31 protein-coding genes are annotated in these 25,068 nt (G+C 61.6%); 10 read left to right on the top strand and 21 right to left on the bottom strand.

The genetic code is table 11. The features are described 5' to 3' along the window. Positions 1–18: 18 nt before the first annotated feature. The 3 genes from KUV86_RS17080 to KUV86_RS17070 all read left to right on the top strand — a co-directional run bounded on the left by KUV86_RS17080 (position 19) and on the right by KUV86_RS17070 (position 5,598). Complete coding sequence (locus KUV86_RS17080) at positions 19–1,347, top strand: efflux RND transporter periplasmic adaptor subunit (protein ID WP_222485872.1); 1,329 nt, start codon at positions 19–21, stop codon at positions 1,345–1,347. Further along, complete coding sequence (locus KUV86_RS17075) at positions 1,344–4,571, top strand: efflux RND transporter permease subunit (protein WP_222485870.1); 3,228 nt, start codon at positions 1,344–1,346, stop codon at positions 4,569–4,571. The genes KUV86_RS17080 and KUV86_RS17075 overlap by 4 nt, the downstream gene beginning before the upstream one ends. 295 nt (positions 4,572–4,866) lie before the next feature. Further along, positions 4,867–5,598 (top strand): hypothetical protein, encoded by a 732-nt coding sequence (locus tag KUV86_RS17070; RefSeq protein ID WP_261397698.1) that lies wholly within the window; start codon positions 4,867–4,869, stop codon positions 5,596–5,598. A gap of 14 nt (positions 5,599–5,612) precedes the next feature. On the opposite strand, the gene KUV86_RS17065 is transcribed toward KUV86_RS17070, so the two are convergent. Beyond that, complete coding sequence (locus KUV86_RS17065; RefSeq protein ID WP_222485868.1) at positions 5,613–6,236, bottom strand: TetR family transcriptional regulator; 624 nt, start codon at positions 6,234–6,236, stop codon at positions 5,613–5,615. A 182-nt stretch (positions 6,237–6,418) separates the two neighbouring features. Between KUV86_RS17065 and KUV86_RS17060 the strand changes: the two genes are divergently transcribed. After that, positions 6,419–7,453, top strand: coding sequence for a succinylglutamate desuccinylase/aspartoacylase family protein (locus KUV86_RS17060; RefSeq protein WP_206944329.1), 1,035 nt, complete (start codon positions 6,419–6,421; stop codon positions 7,451–7,453). Positions 7,454–7,538: 85 nt separating this feature from the next. Here KUV86_RS17060 and dusA read toward each other — a convergent pair whose 3' ends face one another. Continuing rightward, a complete protein-coding gene (gene dusA, locus KUV86_RS17055) occupies positions 7,539–8,540 on the bottom strand; it encodes a tRNA dihydrouridine(20/20a) synthase DusA (RefSeq protein ID WP_222485866.1) in 1,002 nt (333 codons plus the stop codon). Positions 8,541–8,679: 139 nt separating this feature from the next. Here dusA and KUV86_RS17050 point away from each other — a divergent pair, with 139 nt between their 5' ends. Then, positions 8,680–9,702 carry a site-specific integrase gene (locus KUV86_RS17050; RefSeq protein ID WP_222485864.1) on the top strand — a complete coding sequence of 341 codons (1,023 nt, stop codon included), beginning with the start codon at positions 8,680–8,682 and terminating at the stop codon, positions 9,700–9,702. Here KUV86_RS17050 and KUV86_RS17045 read toward each other — a convergent pair. The 12 genes from KUV86_RS17045 to KUV86_RS16990 are packed head-to-tail and all read right to left on the bottom strand — an operon-like array spanning position 9,699 to position 15,483. After that, the gene (locus KUV86_RS17045; protein WP_222485862.1) at positions 9,699–9,917 is read right to left on the bottom strand and encodes a pyocin activator PrtN family protein; all 219 of its coding nucleotides are present in this window, start codon (positions 9,915–9,917) and stop codon (positions 9,699–9,701) included. The genes KUV86_RS17050 and KUV86_RS17045 overlap by 4 nt on opposite strands. Beyond that, positions 9,914–10,225: a hypothetical protein gene (locus tag KUV86_RS17040; protein WP_222485860.1), complete on the bottom strand. Its 312-nt coding sequence runs from the start codon at positions 10,223–10,225 to the stop codon at positions 9,914–9,916. Before KUV86_RS17040 ends, KUV86_RS17045 begins: the two co-directional genes overlap by 4 nt. Beyond that, positions 10,222–10,374, bottom strand: coding sequence for a hypothetical protein (locus KUV86_RS17035; RefSeq protein ID WP_222485858.1), 153 nt, complete (start codon positions 10,372–10,374; stop codon positions 10,222–10,224). Before KUV86_RS17035 ends, KUV86_RS17040 begins: the two co-directional genes overlap by 4 nt. Then, positions 10,364–10,585, bottom strand: coding sequence for a TraR/DksA C4-type zinc finger protein (locus KUV86_RS17030; RefSeq protein WP_222485856.1), 222 nt, complete (start codon positions 10,583–10,585; stop codon positions 10,364–10,366). The genes KUV86_RS17035 and KUV86_RS17030 overlap by 11 nt, the downstream gene beginning before the upstream one ends. A gap of 3 nt (positions 10,586–10,588) precedes the next feature. Next, positions 10,589–10,987 carry a hypothetical protein gene (locus KUV86_RS17025; RefSeq protein ID WP_222485854.1) on the bottom strand — a complete coding sequence of 133 codons (399 nt, stop codon included), beginning with the start codon at positions 10,985–10,987 and terminating at the stop codon, positions 10,589–10,591. Beyond that, the gene (locus KUV86_RS17020) at positions 10,984–11,310 is read right to left on the bottom strand and encodes a phage antirepressor KilAC domain-containing protein (protein WP_222485852.1); all 327 of its coding nucleotides are present in this window, start codon (positions 11,308–11,310) and stop codon (positions 10,984–10,986) included. Before KUV86_RS17020 ends, KUV86_RS17025 begins: the two co-directional genes overlap by 4 nt. Positions 11,311–11,332: 22 nt before the next feature. Further along, positions 11,333–14,014, bottom strand: coding sequence for a toprim domain-containing protein (locus tag KUV86_RS17015; protein ID WP_222485850.1), 2,682 nt, complete (start codon positions 14,012–14,014; stop codon positions 11,333–11,335). A 58-nt stretch (positions 14,015–14,072) separates the two neighbouring features. Beyond that, a complete protein-coding gene (locus KUV86_RS17010; RefSeq protein ID WP_222485848.1) occupies positions 14,073–14,456 on the bottom strand; it encodes a hypothetical protein in 384 nt (127 codons plus the stop codon). A 38-nt stretch (positions 14,457–14,494) separates the two neighbouring features. Next, positions 14,495–14,764: an ogr/Delta-like zinc finger family protein gene (locus KUV86_RS17005; RefSeq protein ID WP_222485846.1), complete on the bottom strand. Its 270-nt coding sequence runs from the start codon at positions 14,762–14,764 to the stop codon at positions 14,495–14,497. Positions 14,765–14,766: 2 nt separating this feature from the next. Beyond that, positions 14,767–14,967 carry a hypothetical protein gene (locus KUV86_RS17000; protein ID WP_222485844.1) on the bottom strand — a complete coding sequence of 67 codons (201 nt, stop codon included), beginning with the start codon at positions 14,965–14,967 and terminating at the stop codon, positions 14,767–14,769. 39 nt (positions 14,968–15,006) lie between these two features. Further along, positions 15,007–15,210, bottom strand: coding sequence for a hypothetical protein (locus tag KUV86_RS16995; RefSeq protein ID WP_222485842.1), 204 nt, complete (start codon positions 15,208–15,210; stop codon positions 15,007–15,009). 39 nt (positions 15,211–15,249) lie between these two features. Beyond that, positions 15,250–15,483: a DNA-binding protein gene (locus KUV86_RS16990; protein WP_222485840.1), complete on the bottom strand. Its 234-nt coding sequence runs from the start codon at positions 15,481–15,483 to the stop codon at positions 15,250–15,252. 93 nt (positions 15,484–15,576) lie between these two features. Here KUV86_RS16990 and KUV86_RS16985 point away from each other — a divergent pair, with 93 nt between their 5' ends. The 5 genes from KUV86_RS16985 (at position 15,577) to KUV86_RS16965 (ending at position 18,861) form a co-directional block, all read left to right on the top strand. Continuing rightward, positions 15,577–16,260 carry an XRE family transcriptional regulator gene (locus tag KUV86_RS16985; protein ID WP_222485838.1) on the top strand — a complete coding sequence of 228 codons (684 nt, stop codon included), beginning with the start codon at positions 15,577–15,579 and terminating at the stop codon, positions 16,258–16,260. An 89-nt stretch (positions 16,261–16,349) separates the two neighbouring features. Beyond that, positions 16,350–16,685, top strand: coding sequence for a hypothetical protein (locus tag KUV86_RS16980; RefSeq protein WP_222485836.1), 336 nt, complete (start codon positions 16,350–16,352; stop codon positions 16,683–16,685). A 7-nt stretch (positions 16,686–16,692) separates the two neighbouring features. Further along, entirely contained in the window at positions 16,693–17,055 is a 363-nt protein-coding gene (locus KUV86_RS16975; RefSeq protein WP_222485834.1) for a S24 family peptidase, read from the top strand. A 121-nt stretch (positions 17,056–17,176) separates the two neighbouring features. Further along, positions 17,177–17,683: a hypothetical protein gene (locus KUV86_RS16970; protein ID WP_222485832.1), complete on the top strand. Its 507-nt coding sequence runs from the start codon at positions 17,177–17,179 to the stop codon at positions 17,681–17,683. Positions 17,684–17,685: 2 nt separating this feature from the next. Then, positions 17,686–18,861, top strand: coding sequence for a DGQHR domain-containing protein (locus KUV86_RS16965; RefSeq protein WP_222485830.1), 1,176 nt, complete (start codon positions 17,686–17,688; stop codon positions 18,859–18,861). Positions 18,862–18,867: 6 nt separating this feature from the next. On the opposite strand, the gene KUV86_RS16960 is transcribed toward KUV86_RS16965, so the two are convergent. The 7 genes from KUV86_RS16960 to KUV86_RS16930 all read right to left on the bottom strand — a co-directional run bounded on the left by KUV86_RS16960 (position 18,868) and on the right by KUV86_RS16930 (position 25,059). Then, positions 18,868–19,680 carry a DNA adenine methylase gene (locus tag KUV86_RS16960; protein WP_222485828.1) on the bottom strand — a complete coding sequence of 271 codons (813 nt, stop codon included), beginning with the start codon at positions 19,678–19,680 and terminating at the stop codon, positions 18,868–18,870. Between the two features lie 152 nt (positions 19,681–19,832). Beyond that, entirely contained in the window at positions 19,833–20,900 is a 1,068-nt protein-coding gene (locus tag KUV86_RS16955) for a phage late control D family protein (protein WP_222485826.1), read from the bottom strand. Next, positions 20,897–21,340: a phage tail protein gene (locus tag KUV86_RS16950; protein WP_222485824.1), complete on the bottom strand. Its 444-nt coding sequence runs from the start codon at positions 21,338–21,340 to the stop codon at positions 20,897–20,899. Before KUV86_RS16950 ends, KUV86_RS16955 begins: the two co-directional genes overlap by 4 nt. Before the next feature lie 23 nt (positions 21,341–21,363). Further along, positions 21,364–23,994, bottom strand: coding sequence for a phage tail tape measure protein (locus KUV86_RS16945; protein ID WP_222485822.1), 2,631 nt, complete (start codon positions 23,992–23,994; stop codon positions 21,364–21,366). A gap of 12 nt (positions 23,995–24,006) precedes the next feature. Continuing rightward, a complete protein-coding gene (locus tag KUV86_RS16940) occupies positions 24,007–24,126 on the bottom strand; it encodes a GpE family phage tail protein (RefSeq protein WP_124804057.1) in 120 nt (39 codons plus the stop codon). A gap of 26 nt (positions 24,127–24,152) precedes the next feature. Further along, positions 24,153–24,461: a phage tail assembly protein gene (locus tag KUV86_RS16935; protein WP_222485820.1), complete on the bottom strand. Its 309-nt coding sequence runs from the start codon at positions 24,459–24,461 to the stop codon at positions 24,153–24,155. Positions 24,462–24,549: 88 nt separating this feature from the next. Further along, a complete protein-coding gene (locus KUV86_RS16930; protein WP_222485818.1) occupies positions 24,550–25,059 on the bottom strand; it encodes a phage major tail tube protein in 510 nt (169 codons plus the stop codon). Positions 25,060–25,068 lie beyond the last annotated feature (9 nt).

Below are 25,068 nucleotides of genomic sequence, written 5' to 3'. Positions count from 1 at the left end.
ACCCCAAGGAATGACGGGATGAAAACCACCATGACGCGCGGTCGCCCCTGGGCCGCACTGGCGGCGGCGTTGCTGCTGGCTGGCTGTAGCCAGGATGAAGGACAGTCTGACGCCCAGGCGGGCGGCCAGCCGCCGGCAAAGCCTATTGAAGTGGCAGAGCTGGCCTATCAGGACATTCCGCTGGATAAGTCGTACCCCTCCAAGTTGATGAGCGAGCAGGAGGTCACGCTCGTGGCGCGCGTCACTGGTGTGCTGGAAGAGCGCAAGTTCGAGCCCGGCGATCAGGTGGAGAAGGGCGATAGCCTGTATACGATCGAGCCTGACCTGTATGAGGCAACGGTAGCGCAGCGTGAGGCAGATCTGGCCAGCGCCCAGGCCGAGGTGGCTCGGGCGGACCGTGATGCCAACCGTTTCCAGCAGCTGGCCGCGCAGAACTCTGTCAGCCGCCAGCAGGTGGATCAGGCATTGGCGGACGCGCGGGTAGCACGTGCCAGCGTGGCCCAGGCCGAAGCGGCCCTGAAGAGTGCCCAGCTTGATCTGAACTATGCGGATGTCAGAGCCCCGGTGTCCGGCGTGATTGGCTTGAGCGAAGTCAACGTCGGCAACCTGGTGTCGCCGAATACCGAGCTGGCCACCATTACCCCTCTGGACCCGCTCGAGGTGCGCTTCCAGATGCCCCAGAACGATGCCTTCGAGCTGCGTCGTCAGCTTGAAGACATGAGCATCGAAGACATTGTTGCCTCGTTGGAAGCGTACTCTTCTCGCGGGGAGGCACCCACTGTATTGAGCGGTCACCTGGACTTTCTCGGTTCCCGCGTCGACCCCGACACCAGCACCGTCCAGGCCGAGGCCACCTTCGCCAATCCTGACGGCGCGGTGCTGCCCGGGCAATACGTGCGCGTGAAGATCGAGGGACTTGCGCGCTTCGGTGTGCTGGCGGTTCCCGAGCTGGCGTTGACTCAGGGGCTGATGGGACCGCAGGTATACGTGCTGGATGACGACAACGTCGCCCGCGCGCGCCCGGTGCAGCTGGGTGAACTGGCCGGTCCGTGGCAGATCATCCTGGATGGCGTCGAGCCTGGCGAGCGTGTGGTAGTCGGCGATCCGGGCAGCTTGAAGCCAGGCACCCCGATTGACCCGCAACCCTTTGACGGTGATGCCGAGGCGCTGATGCAGGCGGCCCAGTACGACGAGCAGCAGGCACAGCAAGGTGGCCAGGGTGGCGCAGGACAGGCTCCCGGCGAGCAGGCTGAGGCCGCTGCGGGAGAGGGCGCCGACCAGGCGTCAATGGAGGCACCGCAGGGCAACCAGGAGGCCGAGGAGGCTGAAGGAGAGGGCAACGAATGAATTTCGCCAACTTCTTCATCAAACGGCCGATCTTTGCCTCGGTCCTGGCGATCATCCTGACCATCATCGGTGCGATGAGCATGCGGGTACTGCCGATCGAGCAGTATCCCAGCGTGGTGCCTCCGACGGTGTCGGTGAGCGCGACCTTCCCCGGGGCTGACGCCGAGACCGTGGCGCAAACCGTCGCGGCTCCCCTGGCGGAAGCCATCAACGGCGTCGAGAACATGCTCTACATGAACTCGACCAGCTCCGATAACGGCTCCATGAGCCTGAGTGTCGCCTTCGACATCGGCACTGACGGTGATATCAATACCATCAACGTCAACAACCGGGTGCAAGGGGCGCTGTCCCAGTTGCCCGAAGCGGTGCAGGAGCAAGGGGTTCAGGTCGAGTTGCGTTCTAGCTCGATCCTGATGCTGGTGTCGTTGATCTCTCCCCAGGGAGACTACGACAACATCTACATGCAGAACTACGCCACCCTCAACATTCTCGATGAGCTGCGCCAGATTCCCGGCGTCGGTGAGGCCGAGGTGCTGGGCGGCGGCGAGTTTGCCATGCGCATCTGGATGGACCCGAACAAGCTGGCCGAGTACGACCTGACGCCGACTGAAGTGGCGGCGGCGATCCGCGCCCAGAACACGGAAGTGCCTGCGGGCAGCCTGGCGTCGACACCCATCGACAGCCCGCGAGCCTTTACCTACACCATCACCGCCGGCGGACGTCTGTCCAGTGCCGACGACTTCCGCAACATCCTGCTGCGTACCAACGAAGACGGGTCTGCACTGCGTCTGGATGATGTGGCTCGCATCGAGCTGGGCGCCTCCTTCTATGGTGTCGAAGCGCGTCTTAACGGCGCCATCATGACGCCGATCATGATTCAGCAGCAGCCTGGCGCCAATGCGCTGCATACCGCGGATCTGGTGAAGGAGAAAATGACGGAGCTGGAAGGGCGCTTCCCGCCGGGGCTGGAATTCGTGGTGCCCTATGACACCACGCTGTTCATCGATGCGTCGGTGGAAACCGTCTTCCACACCTTTATCGAAGCCTTCCTGATTGTTGGCGTCATTCTGTTCATCTTCCTGCAGAACTGGCGTTTCACCGTGATCGCCATGTCGGTGGTGCCGGTGTCTGTGCTGGCGACCTTTGCAGGCTTCTATGCGTTCGGCTTCTCGATCAACCTGCTGACCCTGTTTGCCCTGGTGCTGTCGATAGGCATCGTGGTGGATGACGCCATCCTGGTGGTAGAGAACGTCGAGCGAGTGCTCTCCGAAGATGAAGACATCAGCGTTCGTCAGGCGACGGTTCAGGCCATGAAGGAAGTGGGCGGTCCGGTCATTGCGACGTCATTGATCATGGCGGCGGTGTTCGTACCGGTGGCGTTCCTTGGTGGCTTCACCGGGCAGATCTATCAGCAGTTCGCGTTGACCATCGCCATATCGGTGGCCTTCTCGGCGCTGATGGCGTTGACCTTCACTCCGGCCCTGTCCGCGATCTTCATCAAGCATGACCTGCACAAGAAAGAATCCGGTTTCATGCGTGCGGTGCGCACCCCGCTGAGGCTGTTCGATCGCTTCTTCGACGGGGTCACCAAGCTGTTCATGCTGGCGGTGAAGGGGCTGGTCAAGGCCTGGATACTGACCCTGGCGCTGGTGGCCCTGGTGGGCGTTGGTTCGTTCTGGCTGTACGAGAACACGCCGTCGACTCTGGTGCCCGAGACCGATCAGGGCATTGCCTTGGCGGCCGTCAGTCTGCCGGACTCGGCGTCGCTGAGTCGTACCAAGGCCTACATGGCGGAAGTCAGCAAGCGTATCGAGGAGGTGCCCGGTGTGAGGTACTCATCGGCCATCGCTGGCTACGACATGCTGACCAGCTCGGTCAATACGGCCCGCGGCATCATCTTCATCAACATGGATAACTGGGACGAGCGGGAGACCACCGTTGATGACTTGATCGGACGGATCTTCCAGATCGGTGCCGAGGTGGATGGCGGCACGGTCATGGCCTTCAATATGCCGCCGATCATTGGTCTCTCCACCACTGGCGGGTTCACCGGTTATCTGCAGTCGTTCTCCGGTGCCACACCCGAGGAGATCTACCAGGCCTCGCTCAAGGTCATGCAGGCAGCCAATCAGGATCCTGCGCTGAATCAGGTGTTCTCGACGTTCAGTGTCAACGTGCCGTCATTCCGGGCTGATATCGACCAGCAGAAGGCGCTGAGCTACGGCGTGTCGCTGACCGACCTGAACGCGACCTTGTCGAATACCTTCGGTAACGGCTTCGTCAACTTCTTCAGCTACCAGAACCGTAACTTCCAGGTGTACCTGCAGAACGAGGCGGAGTACCGCGACACCCCGGACGACATCAACAATGTCTACGTGCGTGGTGGCAATGGCGAGCGGATTCCGCTGTCCGAGTTCGTGACTCTCGAGCGCAAGGCGGCGCCTGCCGTGGTGACCCGCTTTGGGGTTTACTCGGCGGCGCAGTTCCAGGGCGGTCCTGCTGAGGGCTATTCCTCCACCCAGGCGATCCAGGCCATGGAGAGGATTGTCGAGGACACCCTGGGCAGTGACTGGGGGATGGGCTGGACCGGTACTGCCTATCAGGAAAGCGAGGCAGGCAACGCCGGTACCATCGCCATTATCTTCGGCATGGTTATGGTATTCCTGATTCTGGCGGCCCAGTACGAAAGCTGGTCCTTGCCGCTGGCGGTGCTGACGGCAACGCCCTTTGCCTTCCTGGGTGGCATCGCGGGTATTGCCATGCGTGGACTGGACACCAGCGTGTACGTCCAGATCGGGGTACTGGTGGTGATCGGCCTTGCGGCCAAGAACGCTATCCTGATCGTCGAGTTTGCCGAGCTGCAACGCAAGGAAATGGGCAAGAGCATACGTGAGGCGGCCATCACCGCGGCTGAACTGCGTTTCCGCCCCATCGTCATGACCTCCATGGCCTTCATCTTCGGCACCTTACCGCTGGCCATGGCAACCGGTGCCAGTGACACCAGTAGTCACCACATCGGTACCACGGTGGCTATGGGCATGGCGTCGGTGGCGGTACTGGGCAGCTGCTTCGTGCCATCCTTCTACGCCATGATCGCCACGCTGTCGCACAAGCTATTCGGCAGCAACTCGTCCCACGACGAGAGCGAAGATATAAGCGGCGACAGGGGTGATGACAGGGGGGATGACAGAGGTGATCAAGAGCAACGTCCGACGACCCCCTGATAGCGTCACTCGCTTTATCTGCACGTGGTGCTGACCAAGGCGCCGTCCCATTGGGACGGCGCCTTTTTTCTTCCCGCTGGGCCGTCTTTCGGGGCAGGCCGACGCACGCAGAGAGCGGATATCCAGGCCTTGGTGCATCGCTTGCTGCAGCGCAACACGTTGTCCGGTAACGAAAAAATCCACACCGCCCGGTCGAGGTTTGACGTAGAGAGCGCTATGCTTTTATCAGACACTAAACGAGTGGCATCGGCTGCTGGGCAGGTGGAAGGCCCACCCTTCGCCACGGGAGAGACGTATGAATATCGCGATCATCCAGGAAACGGCATTCAGCTTTCCGCTTATTCTGTTCACGCTGCTACTGCCCGTGGTCCTGATCTACTGGTTGCTGGTCGCCGTCAGGGTGGCACCGTTGCAGCTGTTTGAGCGCGATAGCCTGAGAGACGACCACCTGGCCAGCACCATGGTGTCGCTTGGGTTTGCTGGCGTGCCCGTCACCATGGCGCTTTCTGTGTTGTTCGTGTACGCGGCGATCATCACGCTGGTTGCCGAGCTACTGGTGTTGCGCTGGTTTAATCTGGCGCTGGTGATCGTGCCTTTGGGTATTGCGGTATTGTGGGGAGCCTTTGCTCTTGCGTCACCACTTGCGGCCAAGAGTTGCCGCGCGTTGTTGCGTCATTACCGTGACCGGCCTTCTTTCAACCAGCGGTGCCTGCTAGGTGAGCGAGTGCAAGTGGTGGGCTTTGTCGATCAGCAGGGATGTTGTCGAGCGGTGCTGTGTTCCGATGGCACGCGGGAGGTTTGCCTCAGGGGCAAGCCCGGCTCAATGCCCAAGGAAGGAGAGGTGCGGGTGCTGGTCAAGTACCTGGATGAACAAGATGGATTTCGTTCAGTCGCCGAGCGCGAGTTTCTCGATGCGCGCACGCGCCTGGTGCGACTCAAGCTGATCGAGCGCCATGAGCCGGTGCCACCCCAGGACAATGCCGAGAGCAGGCAACATCGTCATTACCACGGACATCACCAGCACTGACCGGTGCTGCGCTGCTATGACGTCTCACTGCTGCCGATCAGGGTGATAAGGTCATCCACCAGCGCCGGGCCGCGCTGGCTGAGCGAGAACGCATCGGGTACTCGCAGCCATTCCCAGAACAGCCCGCTGAGGGCGTAGTGGAACAAGTCAGTGGCGCGCTCCGGGCTCAGCCCTGGACGCAGCTGATGGCGCTCTTCTGCCTGTTGAAACTGCCTAAGCAAGGCCTGACAGGTTTCTCTGGCTATCTCTGCCTTTGCCTGCAGCGGGTCGAAGTCATCGGTACGTTCGCAATGGTGCAGCAAGATGCCGTGCACGCGTCGGTGTCTCGGGGTATCGCACTGCTTCAGGCCGGTGTGGCAGCCCAAGCGCACCGCTTCCAGTGGCCGATGGCCCACCTCTGCGTGATCAAGGTTGTTCAGTAGGTCCTCAAAGGGAAGGTGAACACGCTCCAGCATGGCGCGGAACAGATCGCCCTTGTTGCGGAAATGCCAATACAGCGCGCCGCGGGTCACTCCCGCCCGTCGGGAAATCTGGTCCAACGAGGCACGTGCCACGCCGCGTTCGAGAAACACCTCCTCGGCGGCATCGAGCAGGGCGGCTCGGGTAGCGGCAGCTTCTTCCTTGGTACGGCGGGCCATGTGGGCGGGCAACTCCAGCGGTATCGTCAAGTAACGTATTCTACCGGACTCACCGAATGAGTTCAGTGACGTCGATGAGTGATGCGAGGTAAATTGGACTCGTTTTGGAGACGGCGTGGGCGTATAAGAACGAACATGCCGTCCGCCTGTAGACGGACCGATAAGGTGACCAAGGAGCCTGTATGGCGAGAGCCCCTTTTGAACTGGCCGGAGTCACGGTCAAGCCCGGCAGTCGCGCACAGATCGATGTGCCCGTGGCCAAGCTTTATACCCACGCCCCTTTGGATATCCCCGTAGAAGTGGTCCACGGACGGCAGGCAGGTCCTACCCTGTTGGTATGTGGCGCCATTCACGGCGATGAGATCAACGGCGTTGAAATTGTCCGTCGGCTGCTGCGCTCCCGCCAGATCAATCGCTTGAGGGGCACCCTGATCGCGGTGCCTATCGTCAATATTTTTGGCTTCGTGCAACACAGCCGGTACCTGCCTGACCGACGCGATCTTAATCGCTGTTTTCCCGGGAGTGAGTCGGGGTCTTTGGGCGGGCGTATTGCGGCGCTGTTTCGTGAACAGATTGTCGATCACGCGACTCACATCATCGATCTGCACACGGGCGCGATTCATCGCACTAACCTGCCACAGATTCGCGCGCAGCTTGGCGATGCCGGCGAAGAAACGCGACGCATGGCGGATGCCTTCGGGGCTCCGGTCATCCTCAATGCGGAACTGCGCGAGGGAAGCCTTCGCCACTATGCCCAGAGTCGCGGTACGCCGGTGTTGACCTATGAAGCGGGTGAAGCACTGCGCTTTGACGAATGGGCGATCACCGCAGGGGTTCGCGGCGTTCAACGGGTCATGCGCAGGCTTGGAATGCTCACCGGCGAGCAGCGCCGTCGCGCACCGCCTGCCGCTGAAGTCGCCAATGGATCGAGCTGGGCGAGGGCGCCTATAGACGGCATTCTGCGTCCCAAGGTGCGACTTGGCGCACGGGTAGCCAAGGGCCAGGTACTGGGGAAGGTAGCAGACCCCTTCGGCGAGACCGAAGGCGAGGTCTTGGCCATGGCTGACGGTATCGTGATCGGCATGAGTCGACTGCCTCTGGCCAACGAGGGGGAGGCGCTATTTCACGTCGCTCGGTTTGATGCCATCGAAGAGGCCGAGAGTGCCATCGAGACGTTTCAGTCCAGCCTGGAACCACCGCCGGACGCCCTGTATTGACGTTCCTGGGGAACCTGATGCCAGCCAGCGGCCGAGCCTCGTACTCGGCCGCTGGCGTTTAATGCCTTCAATACGGCAGCAAGGCTCAGGACTCGACGGTGTCGGGTACCAGTCCCAGCGCATCATCGAACACGGCTAGACCGGCACCTTCCTTGTGGGCGTTTTCGGAGAGGTGACGACGGAACTTCCGGCCGCCAGGGCAACCCTGGAAGAGGCCCAGCAGGTGGCGTGTCATATGGTTGAGCTTGGCTCCTTCCTCCAGGCGACGCTGGATGTAGGGGCGAAGCGTCATCGCTGCCGCATGGCGGCTCTGAGCCGGTCCAGGCACCCCGTAGAGGGCCTCATCGACCTGGGCCAAGAGCCACGGATTTTGATATGCCTCGCGTCCCACCATGACGCTGTCGACGTGCTCAAGCTGCGCTGCGCACTCCGTCAGGCTTTTGATGCCGCCGTTGATCCCGATATGCAGGTCGGGCCGGTTCGCCTTAAGGCGATGGACACGTGGATAGTTGAGCGGCGGCACATCGCGGTTTTCCTTGGGCGACAGCCCCTGCAGCCACGCCTTGCGCGCATGCACGATGAACACTTCACAGCCCGCGTCGGCGACCTTGGTGATGAAGTGCTCCAGGTCTGCGTCCTCGTCCTGATCGTCGATACCAATACGACACTTCACCGTCACCGGGATCGACACCGCCTCACGCATGGCGGCCACAGCTACCGCCACCTTGTCGGGATGGCCCATCAGGCAGGCGCCGATCAGGTTATTCTGCACGCGGTCACTCGGGCAGCCGACGTTCAGGTTGACCTCATCGTAGCCCCACTCTTGAGCGATGGCCGCGCACTCCGCGAGCTCGCCCGGATCGCTGCCCCCCAGCTGCAACGCCAGAGGGTGTTCCACCTTGTCATAGCCAAGAAACCGTTCACGAGGGCGACCATGCAAGATGGCACCGGTAGTCACCATCTCGGTGTACAGCAGCGCCTGGCGCGTCAGCGCACGCGCGAACACCCTGTAGTCGCGGGTAGTCCAATCCATCATCGGTGCAACTGAAAACCGACGGGCCTGTGAAATTGGGGTCTGTTTCGTCATATCAACCACTTAGTAGCGGCAGCATACTGTATAAATATACTGTTTGGTACCGTTGATTCCTTGCCGCAACCGGGCTTACTGTACCATCGTTGCACCAGATTTCGGGCGTAACCCTTTATCGGCGGAATGGTGGTACACCATGGCGACATTTCAGAAGAGAGGGACTCGATGGCGGGCCATTGTACGCAAGAAAGGCCACCCGGCCCAGAGTAGGACATTCAGTACGAAGGCGCGCGCGCAGGCGTGGGCCCGGCAGGTCGAGGATGACATCGAGGCGGGGCTGGTTGGTCAGGGCCCGGTGCCTACCGTCGGCGACCTCGTCGATGGGCACCTGGTACACCTGGAACAGACGTCTGGGCGTGGGCGAAAGAACCTGACCTCGGCCAGAAACCTGAAAGCGGGCCTTGGGGCTGAGCTACTTGCCTCGGAGCTGTCCTTTCAGAAGCTGCAGGAGTTCTGCCAGACGCGTATCGCTGTGGATGGTGTGAAGCCGGCCACGACCAAGCACGACATCATGTTTCTTTCCGGCTCGTTGACCACGGCGACGGTGAGCAGCCTGCTACCCGCCGGGTATCGAGACAAGATGGCGAGTTGGCGGGTGGGGTTGCAGCGCGCGGGCTTGATCGGCGCCCCTCAGAGCCGCGACAGGCGGCCGACGGCTGAAGAGCTCGAGGCACTGCTGGTACACACGAAGCATAATCGGGCGTTGCGGCGTATCCGCTATCACGATTTGATCCGCTTCGCCGTCGAGTCCTCCATGCGTCTCGATGAGATCTGCAGTTTGAGGTGGGAGGATGTCGACCTCGAGTCGGGCACGGTGATCATCCGGCTGCGCAAGCACCCGACACAGAAGCGCGACCAGGAGGTGCCTTTGATGGGGGAGAGCCAGAGCATCATCGAGGCGCAGCCGCGAGTCGATGATCGCGTGTTCCCCTATGGCTCCGAGTCGGTGGGGAACGGGTTCAGGCGAATCTGCCGTCATCTCGAGATCGAGGACCTGCACTTTCACGACTTGAGGCACGAAGGTATCAGCCGGCTCTTCGAGCGAGGCTACCAGATCCAGGAGGTGGCCATGGTGTCTGGCCATCGTGACTGGGGTAGCCTACGCCGGTACGTGAACCTGAAAGCCGGCGATCTCGCCAGGCGTGATCGAGAGCGCTAGGCCGCGCCCTCTCGCTGCTGGTCGATGTACTTGGCGGCATCGGTGATGTGCACCATCGGTTGCCGGCCTGTGCGGGTCAGCGGTACCGGGAAGGTACCGGCGGCGATTCGGTTGCGCGCCGTCTGGAGCTCGACGCCCATGATGTCCTTGGCAAAGACCTCCAAGGGAATCAGCACCTTCTCGTACTGAGCCATCAGCAGAAATTCAGTCTTCATGGGCCTTCGTTCCCTGTTCTCTGGTGGGTGACGCGGTCCCTGGTTCGCCAGTGGCTGAACCTGGAGCGAATCTGACGGAAGGTGCGCTCTGCCTCGGGGCTGTGATCCAGCTCGGCGCGGCTGTTGACGCCGCAGGCGGCACATAGCCAGTCACGAGCGTCCTGTTCGTTGTGGGTGCCATCGGGTAGCTGCTTGGCGGTCAGGCCAAACTTGTGGCGCCGGCGCCGGTCCAGGTAGAGCCGAAAGCCTCTGTCCTTGCAAAGCAGGGCGGCAGCCCTGGCCAGGGCGCCTCCTTTTCGTTTGTTCATGGCTCGTCCTCGTCTCCATGGGCATCGTTCCGCTCAGGATCGAACAGGTCTAAGGTCTCGCGGCTGAGTTTCCATGCTTCCCAGGCCAGCAGCAGGGTCATCAGGATGGCCACTGCCGCAATGATGATCAAAATGGTCTCAGCGGACATGGCGCCCCTTCCTTTCGTAGATCTGCTGGCACTCGATGCAGGTGGTGGCCCAGGGCGCGGCCTGGCGGCGTGCCGCTGGGATCTCGTCGCCGCATTCTTCGCACTCGGCGCTTCCGGCCCAGTCGATGCCGATCCAGGAGGGGCGGTTGGCCAGGGCGCCCTCGAGGTGGCGCTCCTGGATCTCGGCGGCGATATCGGCGTTATCAGCCATGGCTCAGCCCTCCCCGCCGGTTTCGATGAGCCAGAAGCGCTGCATCAGGCGGTCTCCATCGTCCAGGTACTCGTGCAGCTCCCGGCCGGTATAGGTGGCCCACTCGATGACGACCAGGGCGGCGTCCTGGAGGTCGCGGTCGATCACTCGCAGCCGGGTGAGCTCGAGGGGCCATTCGGGGCCGTTGTAGATGGCGAGCAGGATCCGGCGGCAGTGGTGGCTCTGACCGCTGTCGCCCTGGGCGACGGCGACGAGCCGCAGCAATGCCGCTGGGCCGCGCTTCTCGACCCTGGCCAAGCGCTGCTCGGCGTCGGCCTCGGCGGCGTGCATGGCTTCCAGAGCCTGGCGGTTTCGCTCGCTCAGCCGTTCGGTAAGCTTGGGCATGCGGGTTTCGTGATTCATGAGACGCTCCTTGCGTGGTGCGGTTGTTGTGCTGCCCGGTGGGCGGGATGCGCCGGCAGGTGATCGATGGCGATGCCGAGCCTGTCCGCCACGTGGTCGAGTCCGGCGTCGGTGAATTCGGTGCGGCCGTAGTGGGTCCAGCCGCAGATGGGGTGCCAGTAGGTGCCGGTGGCCACCAGCACCAGGCGAGTGTTGCCGCGGTAGCGTCCGGCGGGCAGGTTGTCGGCGCCCAGCACGCCGGCCTCGCGTAGGCGACGGGCCAGGGTATTGCGGCCGATGTTCAGCAGGCCGGCGGCCTGGTCGAGTGAGTAGGTACGCTGCATATGGGCCTCCTTTCTCTACCTGCTATGCCTGGAACACCCAGCACTTCACGCTCGCGCCGTTGAGGCGGATGCGGGAGCGCACGGTGCGGTTGGCGTCGACGAACTTGCGGGTCTTGCTGGCCTTGAGGTAACGCTTGAGCTCGCGCAGTTCGGGTACCCGGAGCTTGTATTCACCGCAGGCCCGCTCGAAGTCCTTGAGGTTGATGGCGATCAGATCGCCCTCGCCGCCGTAGTGATCGAGCATTGGCTCGGCCCTGAGTCCCTCGAGGTAGTCGACGGCTTCCCAGAACTCCGCCACGAGCGGGTGATCGGCGTTGATCGCTTGCTGGCGTTCCCGGGCCATCTGCCAGACATGGCCGGCGGCCACATCGATCGTCTGGGTGTTGAACAGGCCCAGGCCATCGGGGCCCAGGCACTCGACCAGGGCGGCGAGCTGGCCGTGGCACTTGGCGATGCGCAGCACCTTGACGTCCGGGTCCTCGGCGAGGCGCTCGGCGTAGTTTCTGGCGCGCTCGTTGATCAGCGTGAGCAGCTCGGCCTCGCGTTGTGCCACGTCCAGGGCGAACTGGCTGACGTGCTCGAGCTCGGCCTTCTCCAGGGCCTCGGCGAGCTCCTTTGTCTGGCGGTTCTGCCCCTCGCGAGTGAAATGCAGGTGGCAGATGCGGGTCTGGATCGCCTCGCCGGCCTGCACGGCGGCGTTTTGGCTGATCACGATCGAGGCACGAAAGGGGGGCTCGTAGGTGTCGTTGCCGCTGTTCTTTACGCCCCGGGCGCGGATCGAGCGGCCGTTGAAGGCGGTCTTGAGCTCGTCCCAGTCGAACTGCTTCTGCTTGGCGCCGCCCTCTTGCTCGCGGTCCGACTCGATCAGCACCACCGGCAGGTTCGAGACCTGGGCGAAGTTCCGGCTGCGTGCCGGCATGGTCGCCTTGGACGGGTCGAAGCCCTCGTAGTCCCGGCGACCGACCAGCTTCCATAGGAACTCGATCAGCGTGGACTTGCCGGCACCGGCCTCGCCGACGATCTCGAGGAAGGGGAACGAGCCCATCTCGGCGCGTATCTGCTCGGCGAGCAGGCTGCCCAGCCAGTAGGCCAGGGCCACCACGCCCTTGCTGCCGAAGGCGCCGAGCAGCTGGTTCGTCCAGCCGGTCTGATAGGCCTCGCGGTCCGGATTGAGGTGTAAGGTCACCGACTGGCTCAGGGTCTTGAGCTGCTTGCGCGGGCCGAGCTCGAAATAATCCTCGCTGTTGATGCGCACCAGCTTGCCGCCGGCCACGGCCAGGTCACCGAACACGTAGGCGCCGTGCTCCTTGCTGTAGCCGATGTAGTCGATGGTCTCGACGGTCTTGATGTTGCCGATCTGGTCCTGGAGCAGGGTGTCGAGCTGCTGGCTCGTGCCGGTCCACACCGCGCCCGGTGCCACGCCGAGCAGGCGCTTCTTGTACTCGGAGGCACTGGCCAGCTGGCCGCCGCTGAAGGTGTTCTTCACCGGGGCGCGGCCGTCGGGAAACTCGACGCGGTAGTAGTACCAGCTCTCGTCGGTGATGGCGTTGGCCTGGTAATACAGCGCCGTGGGGAAGCAGGTGCAGATGCGCTTGACGTTTCCGGCCTGCTCGAGGGCCGCGTCGCGGATCGCCGGGTTGAGGCTCTGCTGGTCGCCGCCGTCCTCGCCCTCGGCTCGCACCGCGCGATCGAAGGCATCGACGTCGAGCTTCCACCACCACACCTGGCGCTTGTACTCGAACCAGAACTCTCGGCGCTCGGTGCGCTTGTAGATGATCAGCGCTTTGGCCATGGCCGAGGGAGCCAGCAGCAGGGCACCGTGGTAGCGGTAGGTCTCGCGGTGCTGCTCGGTGAGCTCGTCGCGCTGGTGGCAGTCGTTCCAGTCGTGGCGGCCGCCGCCGGGGATCTGTGCGGCGCGGCACTCCCAGCCTGCCGCCCGGGCCCGCTGGACGTGCTTGAGGGTGGCGTTCTGACCAGCACGGTTGCCGTCCAGCGCCCACACCAGGGTGGGGGGCGCGGTACCGGCGGCATGGGCGGCATCGGCTAGGGCCTTGAGTGCAGAATCCGGGTAGTTGGTGCAGCTCATCGCCGAGACCGCGGCGATCCCATGGTGGTAGAGGGCGATGGCGTCGAAGATGCCCTCGACGATCCACACCTCGCCGGCCTCGACCAGGTCGGCGGCCGTCAGGGTCGGCGGCTGCCACCAGTCGCCCTTGTACCGGCCGACGAAGTTGGCCTTCTGCTTGCCGAAGCGCTCGGGATTGTCGAGCAGCCGCTCCCAGTAGGCACCGCCGGGCAGAGTGAAGCGCACCGTGGCGCTACCGCCCACCTTGGGCTTCCAGTAGCTCTCCTGGCTGTACCAGCCTTGGATGCGCTCGAGCTCGAAGCCGCGGCCGTCGCGCAGGTAGCCATCCGCCACCGGGGTGGCGCTGGCCGGCGTCTCGTGGGGCGGTTGATCGGGGCGGGGCGCGTAGCGCTCAGACCAGGAGGCGAAGAACTCGGGAAACAGCTCCTTGACGTGGAGCTGGCTGCCGCAGTTGTTCTCACGCCCGCACTTCAGCATCCACGGCGCCTCGGTGGCGATATAGGCCTCCCGCTTTCCGCAGTCGGGGCATTGCACCTTCTGCAGGTACGGGCCGCGCTCTTCGGCACGGTAGTCGCGCTTCAAACGCGCGAGGATGTCCTGGCGCAGCGATGGATTCACGCTGTGCCTCCTTTATGTCGTGGTGGAGAACGTGGTGAAGGGGCGGCGGGTACCTGGTTCAGTACTCGAGCACCACGGGGCGGCGCCGGTCGCGATCGACGACCACGGCGCGCTCCTCCTCGCGGGCCTGGGCGAGGATGCGCATCAGGTCGGTGACGGTGAACATCACCGGGCGACCACCTTCGGTGCGCAGCACCACCACGTGGGAGGTGCTGGCATCGATGTCGACGCGAGCCAGCTGGTTGGTGGCCTCGAGGTCGGCATAGGCCTGGATGGCCGTAAGCTCGGCGGCCTCCTCGGTCATCTCATGGTCGACGACCAGGTGTTCGATGCAGTTGCCCAGGGCGGTGACGCGGTTCTCCCAGCGGTCTCGGAACAGCCGCGCGGCGGCGAGGTTATGGGCGTCCAGGTGCGAGCGATGCAGAGCGGTAACGGAAGTCATGAGCGGTCTCCTGTAGATCGTGGGTCGACGAGCGGGCGTCAGGCGTTGACGACGGCCGGCTGGGCCAGGGCGAGTTCCCGCAGGCGGGGCACCAGGGGCAGGCGCACCGTGGGGTTCGGAATGTCGCTCGGCGCGATGGTGTGGGTGATCTCGATCGACAGCTTGCCGCGCCAACCACAGTCCTCGTTGCGGCACTCGATGACCGCCTCGCGATAGACCGGCGTGAGGCCCTGGCTCTTGCGGATGCGAGCCGTATTGCCGCAGTGGGGGCACGGAATGCGGTGCTTGTTCTGATGTTGGATGCTCATGGTTATCGTCTCCCTGCGAGGTAGAGGGCGCGCCCGCGCCCGGTCAGTCCCTGGGTTCCCTTGCGCAAGCGGCGGCGCACCAGCCATTCAGCGGTTTCTTCCAGGGTTGCCAGGTGTTGCTGGACTCGAACCTGTTCCAGCACGGCTTCGAGCTCGTCATCCATCGGAAGGCGCAGTTCGTCATGGAGTGAGGCGTCAGCCATAAATCCAGTGCTCCTTGAGGTCCTTAAAAAGGCCTGCCTTCACAACGCCCGCGGTTGCAAAGTGCGGGTATCGAGGTCGGCAACGCCCAGCGTCTCCAGCGCTTCTTTCAACACCAGCTGACGGAGCAGGGCGGCCTTGTCGAGGCCGGTGTAGTCCACCAGGGCGTCGATAAGACGGGCTTCGTACTGGTCGAGGTTGATAGCTCCATAGCGGGAGCGAACGCGTTTTGGGTCCTGGTACATGGCGGATGTCCTTATGCAGCAGGTCAGGAATGGAATGGGTTACTCACTAGGGGCCGAGGGCGGGAAGTCTTCGACGTCGTCGATGACGCCGTCCTTGATGCCGAGGAGAACGGCGGCACGGTGGGCTTCGCCCCGCAGGCCTTTCTTTCGGCCGTTCAGCAAGTCGCTGACCAAATTGGGGTTGAGGTCATGTGAGCGGCTGAACTCGGCGATGCTGATGCCGCGTCGGTTCAGCTCTGCTCGTGCTTGCTCACGAGTAAGCGGGGCGGGCATAGTGGTGTCCTGTGTTTGTGCGTGTTGTGCTAATGATGGAATCAAACGATTCCATTGTCAAAGGGAAGAATGAATCTTATGGATTCCATTGGAATGCGTTTGCGTGAAGAGCGAAGCCGATTGCAGCTCTCGCAGACCGAGCTTGGTGACCTGGCGGGCATCACGAAGAACACGCAAATGCTCTATGAGAACGATAAGCGCAGCCCAAAGGCTGACTACCTCTCGGCCGTCGCCTCCGCAGGCGTGGATGTCAGGTATGTGATTGAAGGCATCCGTTCGGATTCTTTTTCCGTAGCGTCAACTGACGCCTTGCACGTTGCTAGCGGCGCTCAGATTGAAGCGGCTGCAGCACCTGCTCCCGGGCTCGCCGAGGTCAAGCTCTATGATGTCGAGGGCGCTGCTGGCGACGGCCGCTCACTCGAAGAAGAGCGTGTCGAAGGGGCCCTGTACTTTCCCGAGGCCCAGCTATCAGCGTTGGGGCTCTGTGCCGCCCAGGTGGCGGGGGTCAAGGTGCGCGGCGATTCGATGGAGGGCACGCTCTCGGACGGCGACTGGGTGCTGGTGGACCGCGCCAACCAGGACGTGCGCCAGGAAGGGGTATTCCTGCTGCTGGTCAGCGGTGAGCGTCGCATCAAGCGGGTTCAGCGCCTGGCCGGCGGGGCCCTCTACCTGATCAGCGACAACACCCACTACCAGCCGGAAATGATCCGACCCGAACAACTCCGCGACGTGGAAATTCTGGGGCGGTGTGAGATCCGCATCGGCAGGATCGCGTAGGCGTCAATTCACATTGGCGCCGAGTAGCTTCGGCGCATGCGCGCAAAAACGGGCCCCGTGAAGAGGGCGAATACGCAGGGAGAACAAGGATGAAGCGTGTACTACAAGCCACAGTGCTAGCGGGTTGCCTACCCATGGCAGCCCTCGCTGACGAGATCCCTCGCTTCGATGTCGAGACACAGTGCGAGATGGTTGCCAGCATCGGCGGCGAGTTCAGCAACGTCACCTACAACGGCTGCATCCAGATGGAGCAAGCCGCCTACAACCGCCTCAAGACTGAGTGGGCTTCGATCCCCGGCGGGGTCCGGCGTCAGTGTGAAGAAGTCGCAACCATAACCGGTTCCGGCAGCTACAGCACTCTGGGCGGGTGTATCGATATGGAGACCCAGGCCGCAGACAACCGCCAGTCGTTCAGCTTCGATTGAGGTTGCCATGCGAGTGCACTACCTAGGCCCGGCCCTGCCGGAGTTCCTGCCGCAATCCATCGAGCTCGATGCCAACTTGCTCTCGCCTATGCGCTACCTCGTCGAGGTGCATGATGAAGCCGGCGTGGAGGGTGATGTCATCGAGGGCGATCTTCTAGTCGTAGACGAGTCTCGTCCCATACAGCACGACGACCTGGTCATCGTTCAGTCCGAGGATGCGCTCCGTGTGTTCCGGTGTCATCGCATGGGTGGACGACTGCTGCTGATTCCGACCGTGCGACCCAGTGAGTCGGTGTTTGCTTATCGCTCGGATTGCCGTGGGGTGGTGATTCACAGGGCTAGGGTTGGCGCAGTATCGCCGGCGGGTTAGGTAAATAAAATGGCTAAGGAAATAGTGGCCGATTTTCATACTTTGATTAGTGTCAGAGTGTTTTAGCTTGGAGGCAATGTGACTATAAAAAGGCTTTTTATCCGCTTGCGGGGGTGGGACCATGAGTTCTATTAGGAGAAGATTTAGAGATGTTTGGAGATGGATGTGCTCAGCCTTTGCTGAGTTTTCTATTATCTCAGTCTATGCTCTGTCGTCAATTGCGATAGGGATACTCCTTCTTCGCTACACTGCGGACAACACATGGTTTGATGCAGTTTCACTCAATGCTATGCAGGGTGAGCTAATGATTGCCTCAATTGCTATGATGGGACCACTTGCATACTCAGTCGTGGCAGAGCCGCCAATAAAGTATAGGCGGTTTTTTCAATTTTTTGTGGCTGTCTATACACTGATGGCAGTTACAGCATATGTTGCTAACAAGCTTGTGAATGACATGGATGAGAGTTTTATGGTTAACTCATCTGTTGTGGCTTTATTTGTTTCGTTGTTGATTAATTATTTTGCGACATATATTAATCATAGTGTTAAAAGGCCCGATGACAAAATGCGTGACTCCACGATTAGCAAAGCACAAGCATATGCAGCGCATGCTAGAGGGAGGGGATGAGTATGAGTGCTCAAGCAGAGATTTTTCATCGGTATAGCGACAAAAATAGCTTTGATGTTTCATGTGTTCCCGTGAAGCAAAAAATTGGTACGTTTTTCATGGGAGTTATTGATTATCGCGATTTGATTGATATCACACATACAGATGTGAGAAGAATAGACGGCGAGAGAGGCTTTGAGTCTTATCTCGGAATTCAGCGTCCTTTGAGCAAGAAGCGTGTTGCTGAGATTGCAGAATACGTGAATAGCTTTGATGCTTGTTTTCCTACAGCGGTAATTCTTTCTGTAGATGGCAAATGTGCAGAATATGACGAGCAGTCTGGAACTTTAAGCTTAGCGCCGTACGTAAGGGAAAGCGATGATGAGGATGATGAAGATATTCCTCTAGAGAAAATCGCTAAAGTTATAGACGGTCAGCACAGGATAGAAGGCCTGAAAGGCTATAATGGAGACGAAGATTTCCAAGTAAATGTGTCTATATTTGTTGATATAGACGTGGCATCTGAGGCATATATATTTTCGACTGTGAATATTGCACAGACTAAGATAAATAAAAGCCTCCTTTATGATTTATACGATCTGGCGGAGTCAAGAAGTCCGCAAAAGTTATGTCATGATATAGCGGTCTCGCTTAATGAGACTGAAGGAAGCCCGCTGTATAAAAGAATAAAACGCCTTGGCGTTGCCAGCCCTCATAGCCTGCCAGGGGCGATAACTCAAGCTGCCTTTGTTCAGTCTCTAATGAAATACTTGAGCAGGAAGCCTCAACAAGATAGAGACCTTTATATAAGGAAGAAAAAAATACCTAGGGCTGATGAAAAGGATAAAAGCAAGCTTATATTTAGAGATTTCATGATAGACGAAAAAGATTTTGAGCTTACTGATATTCTTTGGTTCTATTTTTCCGCCATATCTAAAAAGTGGCCGATAGCGTGGAACTCCGAAGATAAGGGGGTCATGTTACGTCGGACAAATGGGTTCATGGCGTTAATGAGGTACTTGAAACATTGTTATCTGTATATCGGGAAATTTGTTCCATCTGAAGAGGATTTCTTGGAGATTTTTGAAGCCATCGACTTAGATGACAACCATTTCACAACTGATAACTACAAGCCAGGGTCGAGTGGTGAGTCTGGCTTGTACAAAAAGTTAGTAGAGGTTTCGCCATTTGAAATTTGATGGTTGCTAAATCCAGCACTTAATAGTGAGTTCCGAGAATTCTCCTCGGAACTCACTCTTTCCAGATAGCACACTGTTTCTGGACAGCGTGTTTCGGCTGATATAGTTATCATACAAGCTAAGTATGGATTCATGGTCTGCATTTGTTAGGAGAACTTTCGCGCCCCGGGCAGTAGCTCGGTCGATGGCTAGCTTTAATCTTACTTGGTCATCCCAAGAGAAAAGCTTTTCATTGTATTTAACAAATCCATTAAGGTTGTGTTTTACCGTGTAAGGGGGGTCCACAAAAACAAAGTCATTTTCTTGTGCTGAATCAATAATTTTTTCAAAATCTGAGTGGACGATTTTCGAGCGGCGCAACAGCCTAGCCGTTTCTTTGAAATTGTCGGTGTCAAGTATAACGTTTTTCTTTGTGCCCTTGGGCACATTGAACCTTCCCGATAAGTTGACTCTGTACAAACCATTCCAGCAGGTCCTATTCAGATAAATCATGCGTGCTGCAATCTCTTCCTGTTTCTTAGGCTCTTGGCCACGCATAAAGTAGTAAAACTCTTCAGAATGGCACGCATGATATCTTTTCAGTAATGACTCTACTTTCCTGTTTCTATTGCGCAATGCTTGATAGGTAATGATGAGCTCTTTATTTGCATCGGAAAGAAGAGCTTTTTTGGGTTGCATGTGAAAAAACACCGAACCGCTTCCTAAGAAGGGCTCAATGTAAGTGTTGAAGTCCGCCGGAAAAATGTCAGGATGGTCTCGAACCAACCACCGTTTTCCTCCGGCCCACTTCAGAAAGGGCAGTACGATCTGCTCTGACATCTCATCATCCTGACACGAAAATCTGGGCACAATGATACTTGGCAAGCAGATCCGGCGCCATGGCTAGCTGGCTGAGACACAAGGTAATTTTGACAGCGACTTTAAGCCGACGGAGTGGGCGCCGTACGCGAAAAGTAGCACTCTCGACGGGGTCAACCCCCGTCGTTTTCGTTTTGGGGCGCCTGATTCCCCGCCCGTTCCAGGGCAGCGCCACTCACCTCGCAGCGAATCCGCGTCCCGAAGCCGCTATCGCCGAGTGTGTGCTCCACCTCAGTGACCAACCAGGGCGTCGCGTCGATCTCCGGCTTGAACCCGTGCACCGCCAGCGGTGACTCGGGTAGCACGTCCGCTCTCCCTTGGGCCAGCGTCAGCTCGAACTCGGCCAGCCCGCGCTGTAGGCGCCGCCACTCGGCCCGGGCGGCGGTCAGCGCATCGGCCTTGCTTGCATAGGTCGGGCGTAGCTGCTTGGCATTGTCATCGCTTCCCACCATAACGATCTGGCGTTCGGCGCCCTGGGTGTCGTTCCAATAGGCCTTCACGCCGCTGTAGCTGTCGCGATCGGTGATGCTGTAGCGGTGCTGGTCGCCGTCGCTCCGGGTCAGGCTGATCGCCGGCATTGTCAGTCCGCTGGCGGTGAGTGCCTCACCGGCGAGGGTGAACAGCATGCGCCCGGCCTTCACCGCGGCGATGGCGTCAAAGCGCTCACCGAGGCGCGTCAGGAAGTTGAGGTCGGACTCCTCGGTCTGGTCGATGTGCTCCAGGCGAATGCCGCCCAGGGTCTGGCCGACCACCGGATCCAGGCCATGGCGCTTGGCGATGGTCTCGACGATCTCTTCCAGCGTCAGGTCGTGCCAGCTGAAGGTTCGCTTGCCGGGCAGGTCGCCACGCATGTCGGCTGACCGCGCGCGCAGGGTGAGCTGATCGGGCGAACCACTGTGCTGAACCTCGTCCACCGCGAACAGGCCCTTGTCGATCAGCCCTTCGTCCTGCCAGCCGAAGGCCAGGCGCAGCGTGGCGCCACGCCGGGGCAGCGCCAGGGCGCCATCGTGGTCGGCCAGGGTGATGTCCAGCTGGTCCGCCTCGAGGCCGCGTTGCTCGCGCAGGCGCAGATCGATCAGGCGGCCATTCAGGCGCGGGGTGATGTCTTCGCCGGCGAGGGTGAGGCGATAGCTCGGGCGCCGGTAGCGGTAGGGCGTGGCGTTGTCGCGAGATGCTCTCATACGAAGGCCCCCGCGAATCGGGCGATGCCGTAGGTGGTGAGGTTGCCGATCAGGTCGGTGCGCTGGTCGTCGACGTGCTCGAGGGTGATGGTGAACTCGATCTTCTGGGCCGCGCCATCGCGGAAGAAGGTGCTTGAGGTCTCGTTGACGCCGGTGATGACCCACAGGCCATACTGCCGGCCGGTTCCCTCGACCAGAGGCCATGCCTTGCCCTCGTCGGCCATGTCGCGGATCTCGTCCAGGTCGAGCCGGCCGCCGGTGAATTCCGGAAGCAGGGTGCCGGACAGGGTGATGGTGTCGGCCCCGGGCCCCACGAACTGGTAGGCCGGGCGATCGCCGACCCGCGACTGACTGGCGTGGCGCCACTGAGTCGCGCGTTGCAGTTGCTGGTAGGGCACGGAGCGCGTCTGGAAGACGAACATGCCAAGGGCCATCAGCATCGGGTGTGCTCCTGGTGGTGGAATCAGTCGATATCGCGCAGCGACGAGCGACGGCGCGCGGCTTTCTCGCGGTCGCGTTGCTCGAGGATCCGGTGGACTTCTTGGGCCAGAGTCGTGGCGTCCTGTCCCGGGGCGCCGTGCACGTGGATGGTGATGCTGTCACCGGCCGCCTGAGCGCTGGGTGCCGGGGCGGCCAGTGCAGGGCGACGGTCGATGGGAATATCCGCCGCGGCGGGCATCGCCAGGCTGCCGATGGCCAGGCCGGCTCCGGCCCGGGCGACCCGCTGGGCGATGTCGCGTACCCGCTTGGCGGGCTCGTCGCGTCGCCGATCGAGGCCCACGTTCAGGCCGTCGACGGTGTGCACGCCCAGCTCGGCGAACACCCGCGAGGGTGAGTTGATCCCGAGCTTGTCCTTGAACCAGCCGACCACCGCATCGGCGGTATTGCCGATGGCGTCCTTGAGCGTCTGCCAGCTGGCATCGATGCCGTTGACCAAGCCCTCGAGGAGGTTGGAGCCGAAGCCAGCAAACACCCGTGAGGGCGAGTTGATGCCCAGGGCGTCCTTGAACCAGTTCTTGATGCTCTCGCCCATCCCCATGATGGCGTCGCCGAGCCGGCTGAGGCCGCCGGTGATGCCGCCTACCAGGCCGTCGATGATGGCGCCGCCCAGGCTGGTGAACTTGGCCGGCACCTCGATGCCCATCGCCTCGAGGCCGGCGGTGACGCCGCGGTAGATCAGGCCGATCGGTGACCAGTTAGCGAGCAGCCGCATGATCTCGCTGATGCCGCCGGAGAACGCCGCCTTCACGTCGTCCCAGCGCTGGCCGAACCAGGCGCTGATCTTGTCCCAGTTCCGGTAGACCAGGTAGGCACCGGCGGCGAGGGCGGCCGCCGCGGCGACGATGCCCATGATGGTCAGTGCCGCCGGATTGAGGGAGAGCAGGGTAAGGGCGTAGCGCACGGCTGCAATGGGCCCGAGGATGGAGCCGAGCACCACCATCAGCGTCCCGCCCACGGCCACCAGCGCCGCGACGGCAGCGGCGGCCTTGGCGAGGGTGCTGGCCAGCTCGGGATTTTCCTCGATCCAGCCGGTCACGGCGTCGCTCACCGCGATGATCTCGTCCTGCGCGTCGCTCAGTACCCCCATGAAGGCGCCCGACAAGGCGCGCTGGATGCGCTTGAGGGCATCGCCGGCGTTGTTGTCCAGGGTCTCGCCCATCTCGCGGGTCGCGCCGACGACTCGGCCCAGCCGGTCCTCGGTGCCGGAAAGTGCCTGCAGGAACTGCGGGATCTGATCGACGGAGAGATCCTCGATCGGTGTGCCGAACAGCGCGATGGCGGTATTGGCACGCCTGGCGGGATCCTCGATGTCGAGCAGGCTGCGAGCCGTGGTCAGCAGGGCCTGGTGGGCTCGGTCGCCGCCGCTGGCGATGGCGTTGGCCATTTGCTCGGCGTTCAGCCCGATCGTCTCATAGGCCTCAAGGGTAGAGTCGCTCATGTCCGAGCCGCGGATGGTGAACTCCTTGAGGGCGTCGCCGGTCTTGTCGAGGGCGAACTTGCCCTGGTCGGCGGCGGCCACCAGCAGGTTCATGGCCTGCTGGCCGTCGAGCCCCAGGGCGCGGAAGTTGGTCGAGTACTCGTGGAGGATCTCTGGCAGCTCGTCACGCATGCCGACCGAGACTTCCTGGAAGCCTCGCGTGATCAGGTCGAAGGCGGCGGTGGCGTCCTTGGCCAGGCCGTTCTGGACCATGATGCCGGCCGTCTGCGCGGCCTCGGTCACGTCGATACCGAAGGCGTCCGAGAGCGTTAGGGCGCGCTCGGTGATCGCCTGTAGCTGGGCACTGGATTGGGTCTCCAATGACCCGAAGGCCGCGCCCAGGGCGCCCACGGCATTGGTCACCTCCTCCAGTCCGCCGCCGCGACCGGTGCGGTACACGCCGGTGATCACCTCGCGATAGCGCTCGGCGGCCTCGATGCCCTCGCCGAATTGCGCGGCCAGGCGCGCGCCGCCTCGTTGGTTGCTGAGTGCCTGAGCGCTCATGGCGGTCAGCGCAACGCCGCCGGTGGCCGCGCCGGCGGCCCCGGCCCCGGCGATGCTGCCGCTGCGGGCCGTGGCCCGCTGGTAGCGCTTGGCGGCATCGGCCGCCTGGCGTTGGCGGCGCGCCGTCTCGCTGAGCTCATGCTGCTGTTGTCCGAGCTGCTGGTTGGCCTGTTGAATGCGGCGAGTCAGTTCGCGCTGCTGATCGCTGTAGCTGCCGGTGACACCCTCCACGCGATGTATGGAGGTACGCAGCTGCTGCAGCTGCCGTTGTTCGCCTTCGTAGCGCTCCTTCAGCTTGCGGGCCTGTCGGATGGCGGCGTCCCGCTTGCGAGACAGGGCCTGGGTGCTGCCCTCGGCATGTTCCATCTGCCGAGAGAGCTCGCGGATCTCGCGTTGCTGGTCCTCGAGCGCTGTGCTGGTCTGCTGTGATTGCTGCTTGAGCTGGCGAAAGCCCCTGAGGTCCTTCTGGGCACGCTCCAGGGTGCGCAGCTCATCCCGGCTGGCTTTCAGCGCCTGGGCGGTCTTGCCGCTGCCTTCGGTGATCTTGCGGAGCGGGCCGGTGGCCTTGTCGATCGCTCCCAGCAGCACTTCGAGTTTGAGCGGTTTGGCCACCAGCGGCTCCTGTCAGTCGTCGTCGCCCTGGGTGCGGCGACGGGCGCGGTCGCGCCATTGCATCAGTTCGGTGAGGGAGAAGCCGGCGCAGTCTGCCGGCGTCCAGTGGAAGGTGACGGCGAGATCAGCCATCGCCTCCTCGACGTGCTCAGGCAGACCTACTCGGTCTCGCCCTTGGCCCGCTTCGTCAGCAAAAAACCGGCGATGACTCCGCCGATCTGCACCAGGTCGGCAGGGTCGAGGTGGCGCATCTCGGGCTCGGTCAGTGCCGGGCTGGACAGTCGCGGGGTGATCTTCACCAGGGCGTCGACCTGGAGCTGGAGCACGTCGGACAGGGCCACGCCACGTAGCTCGCCGGAGGTCGGCTTGCGCACCATGATTTCGTCAATGGTGGTCTCGCCGCGCGCGATCGGCGTTTCGAGGGTGATGGTCTCGCTGATGGCCTGGGCGGTCTGTGCCTTGGTCATGGTGTCTTCCTATGCGATGGGGGAGTGATGGGCGGCACGCCCGCCCTGGCCGGCGTGCTCGTGTGGGTTGGGGGTTAGAGACATGCCTTTACAGACCAAGCGCCTTGCGACGCTCGGCGTAACGATCCTCGCCGTTGACCTTGAACACCAGGCCCGGCACATCGATCTCGATGATGGTGGCGCCGTCGATCTCGAGCTTGTAGTAGCTGCAGGTGGTGGTGACCTGGTGGGCGGTGTTGTCGCCGGCCTTGGCGTCGCCCATGGCGATCTGCTGGTGGCGGCCGCGCACCACCACGGTGACGGCGGAAGTCTGGCCCACGTCGTCGCGCTCGTAGAAGCCCTCGAAGCGCAGCAGATCGGCGTCGAGTCGGTTGGTGCCGAAGTTGTCGAAGATCGCTGGCACCAGGCCGCCGATGGTCCATTCGAAGGTGAGCTTCTCCATGCCCAGGTCGATATCGACCGGGGCATCCATGCCGCCGCCACGCCATTCCTCCATCTTGCGCGCCAGGGCGGGCAGGGTCAGGGTATCGACCAGGCCTTGCCAGTTGTCGCCATTGCCGAACAGGTTCAGGTCCTTGAGTTTCTTGGGCAGTGCCATCGTTGGCGC

The sequence above is a fragment of the Halomonas sp. DP8Y7-3 genome, from assembly GCF_019801675.1.
Taxonomy (GTDB): domain Bacteria; phylum Pseudomonadota; class Gammaproteobacteria; order Pseudomonadales; family Halomonadaceae; genus Halomonas; species Halomonas litopenaei_A.
Note: the sequence above shows the minus strand (reverse complement) of the source record. Positions and strands in the feature narration are given on the sequence as shown.

Bases quoted from the DNA above. Each gene is read 5' to 3' on its own strand.
- KUV86_RS17060 (WP_206944329.1), top strand. From the start codon at position 6,419: ATGGCGAGAGCCCCTTTTGAACTGGCCGGAGTCACGGTCAAGCCCGGC.
- KUV86_RS17025 (WP_222485854.1), bottom strand. From the start codon at position 10,987: ATGAATCACGAAACCCGCATGCCCAAGCTTACCGAACGGCTGAGCGAG.
- KUV86_RS17070 (WP_261397698.1), top strand. From the start codon at position 4,867: ATGAATATCGCGATCATCCAGGAAACGGCATTCAGCTTTCCGCTTATT.
- KUV86_RS16970 (WP_222485832.1), top strand. From the start codon at position 17,177: ATGAGTTCTATTAGGAGAAGATTTAGAGATGTTTGGAGATGGATGTGC.
- KUV86_RS16935 (WP_222485820.1), bottom strand. From the start codon at position 24,461: ATGACCAAGGCACAGACCGCCCAGGCCATCAGCGAGACCATCACCCTC.
- KUV86_RS17050 (WP_222485864.1), top strand. From the start codon at position 8,680: ATGGCGACATTTCAGAAGAGAGGGACTCGATGGCGGGCCATTGTACGC.
- KUV86_RS17010 (WP_222485848.1), bottom strand. From the start codon at position 14,456: ATGACTTCCGTTACCGCTCTGCATCGCTCGCACCTGGACGCCCATAAC.
- KUV86_RS17075 (WP_222485870.1), top strand. From the start codon at position 1,344: ATGAATTTCGCCAACTTCTTCATCAAACGGCCGATCTTTGCCTCGGTC.
- KUV86_RS16940 (WP_124804057.1), bottom strand. From the start codon at position 24,126: ATGGCTGATCTCGCCGTCACCTTCCACTGGACGCCGGCAGACTGCGCC.
- KUV86_RS17005 (WP_222485846.1), bottom strand. From the start codon at position 14,764: ATGAGCATCCAACATCAGAACAAGCACCGCATTCCGTGCCCCCACTGC.
- KUV86_RS16995 (WP_222485842.1), bottom strand. From the start codon at position 15,210: ATGTACCAGGACCCAAAACGCGTTCGCTCCCGCTATGGAGCTATCAAC.
- KUV86_RS17040 (WP_222485860.1), bottom strand. From the start codon at position 10,225: ATGAACAAACGAAAAGGAGGCGCCCTGGCCAGGGCTGCCGCCCTGCTT.
- KUV86_RS16930 (WP_222485818.1), bottom strand. From the start codon at position 25,059: ATGGCACTGCCCAAGAAACTCAAGGACCTGAACCTGTTCGGCAATGGC.
- KUV86_RS17045 (WP_222485862.1), bottom strand. From the start codon at position 9,917: ATGAAGACTGAATTTCTGCTGATGGCTCAGTACGAGAAGGTGCTGATT.
- KUV86_RS17065 (WP_222485868.1), bottom strand. From the start codon at position 6,236: ATGGCCCGCCGTACCAAGGAAGAAGCTGCCGCTACCCGAGCCGCCCTG.
- KUV86_RS16985 (WP_222485838.1), top strand. From the start codon at position 15,577: ATGCGTTTGCGTGAAGAGCGAAGCCGATTGCAGCTCTCGCAGACCGAG.
- KUV86_RS17030 (WP_222485856.1), bottom strand. From the start codon at position 10,585: ATGGCTGATAACGCCGATATCGCCGCCGAGATCCAGGAGCGCCACCTC.
- KUV86_RS17000 (WP_222485844.1), bottom strand. From the start codon at position 14,967: ATGGCTGACGCCTCACTCCATGACGAACTGCGCCTTCCGATGGATGAC.
- KUV86_RS16950 (WP_222485824.1), bottom strand. From the start codon at position 21,340: ATGCTGATGGCCCTTGGCATGTTCGTCTTCCAGACGCGCTCCGTGCCC.
- KUV86_RS16965 (WP_222485830.1), top strand. From the start codon at position 17,686: ATGAGTGCTCAAGCAGAGATTTTTCATCGGTATAGCGACAAAAATAGC.
- KUV86_RS17080 (WP_222485872.1), top strand. From the start codon at position 19: ATGAAAACCACCATGACGCGCGGTCGCCCCTGGGCCGCACTGGCGGCG.
- KUV86_RS16980 (WP_222485836.1), top strand. From the start codon at position 16,350: ATGAAGCGTGTACTACAAGCCACAGTGCTAGCGGGTTGCCTACCCATG.
- KUV86_RS16960 (WP_222485828.1), bottom strand. From the start codon at position 19,680: ATGTCAGAGCAGATCGTACTGCCCTTTCTGAAGTGGGCCGGAGGAAAA.
- dusA (WP_222485866.1), bottom strand. From the start codon at position 8,540: ATGACGAAACAGACCCCAATTTCACAGGCCCGTCGGTTTTCAGTTGCA.
- KUV86_RS17020 (WP_222485852.1), bottom strand. From the start codon at position 11,310: ATGCAGCGTACCTACTCACTCGACCAGGCCGCCGGCCTGCTGAACATC.
- KUV86_RS16955 (WP_222485826.1), bottom strand. From the start codon at position 20,900: ATGAGAGCATCTCGCGACAACGCCACGCCCTACCGCTACCGGCGCCCG.
- KUV86_RS16975 (WP_222485834.1), top strand. From the start codon at position 16,693: ATGCGAGTGCACTACCTAGGCCCGGCCCTGCCGGAGTTCCTGCCGCAA.
- KUV86_RS17035 (WP_222485858.1), bottom strand. From the start codon at position 10,374: ATGTCCGCTGAGACCATTTTGATCATCATTGCGGCAGTGGCCATCCTG.
- KUV86_RS16990 (WP_222485840.1), bottom strand. From the start codon at position 15,483: ATGCCCGCCCCGCTTACTCGTGAGCAAGCACGAGCAGAGCTGAACCGA.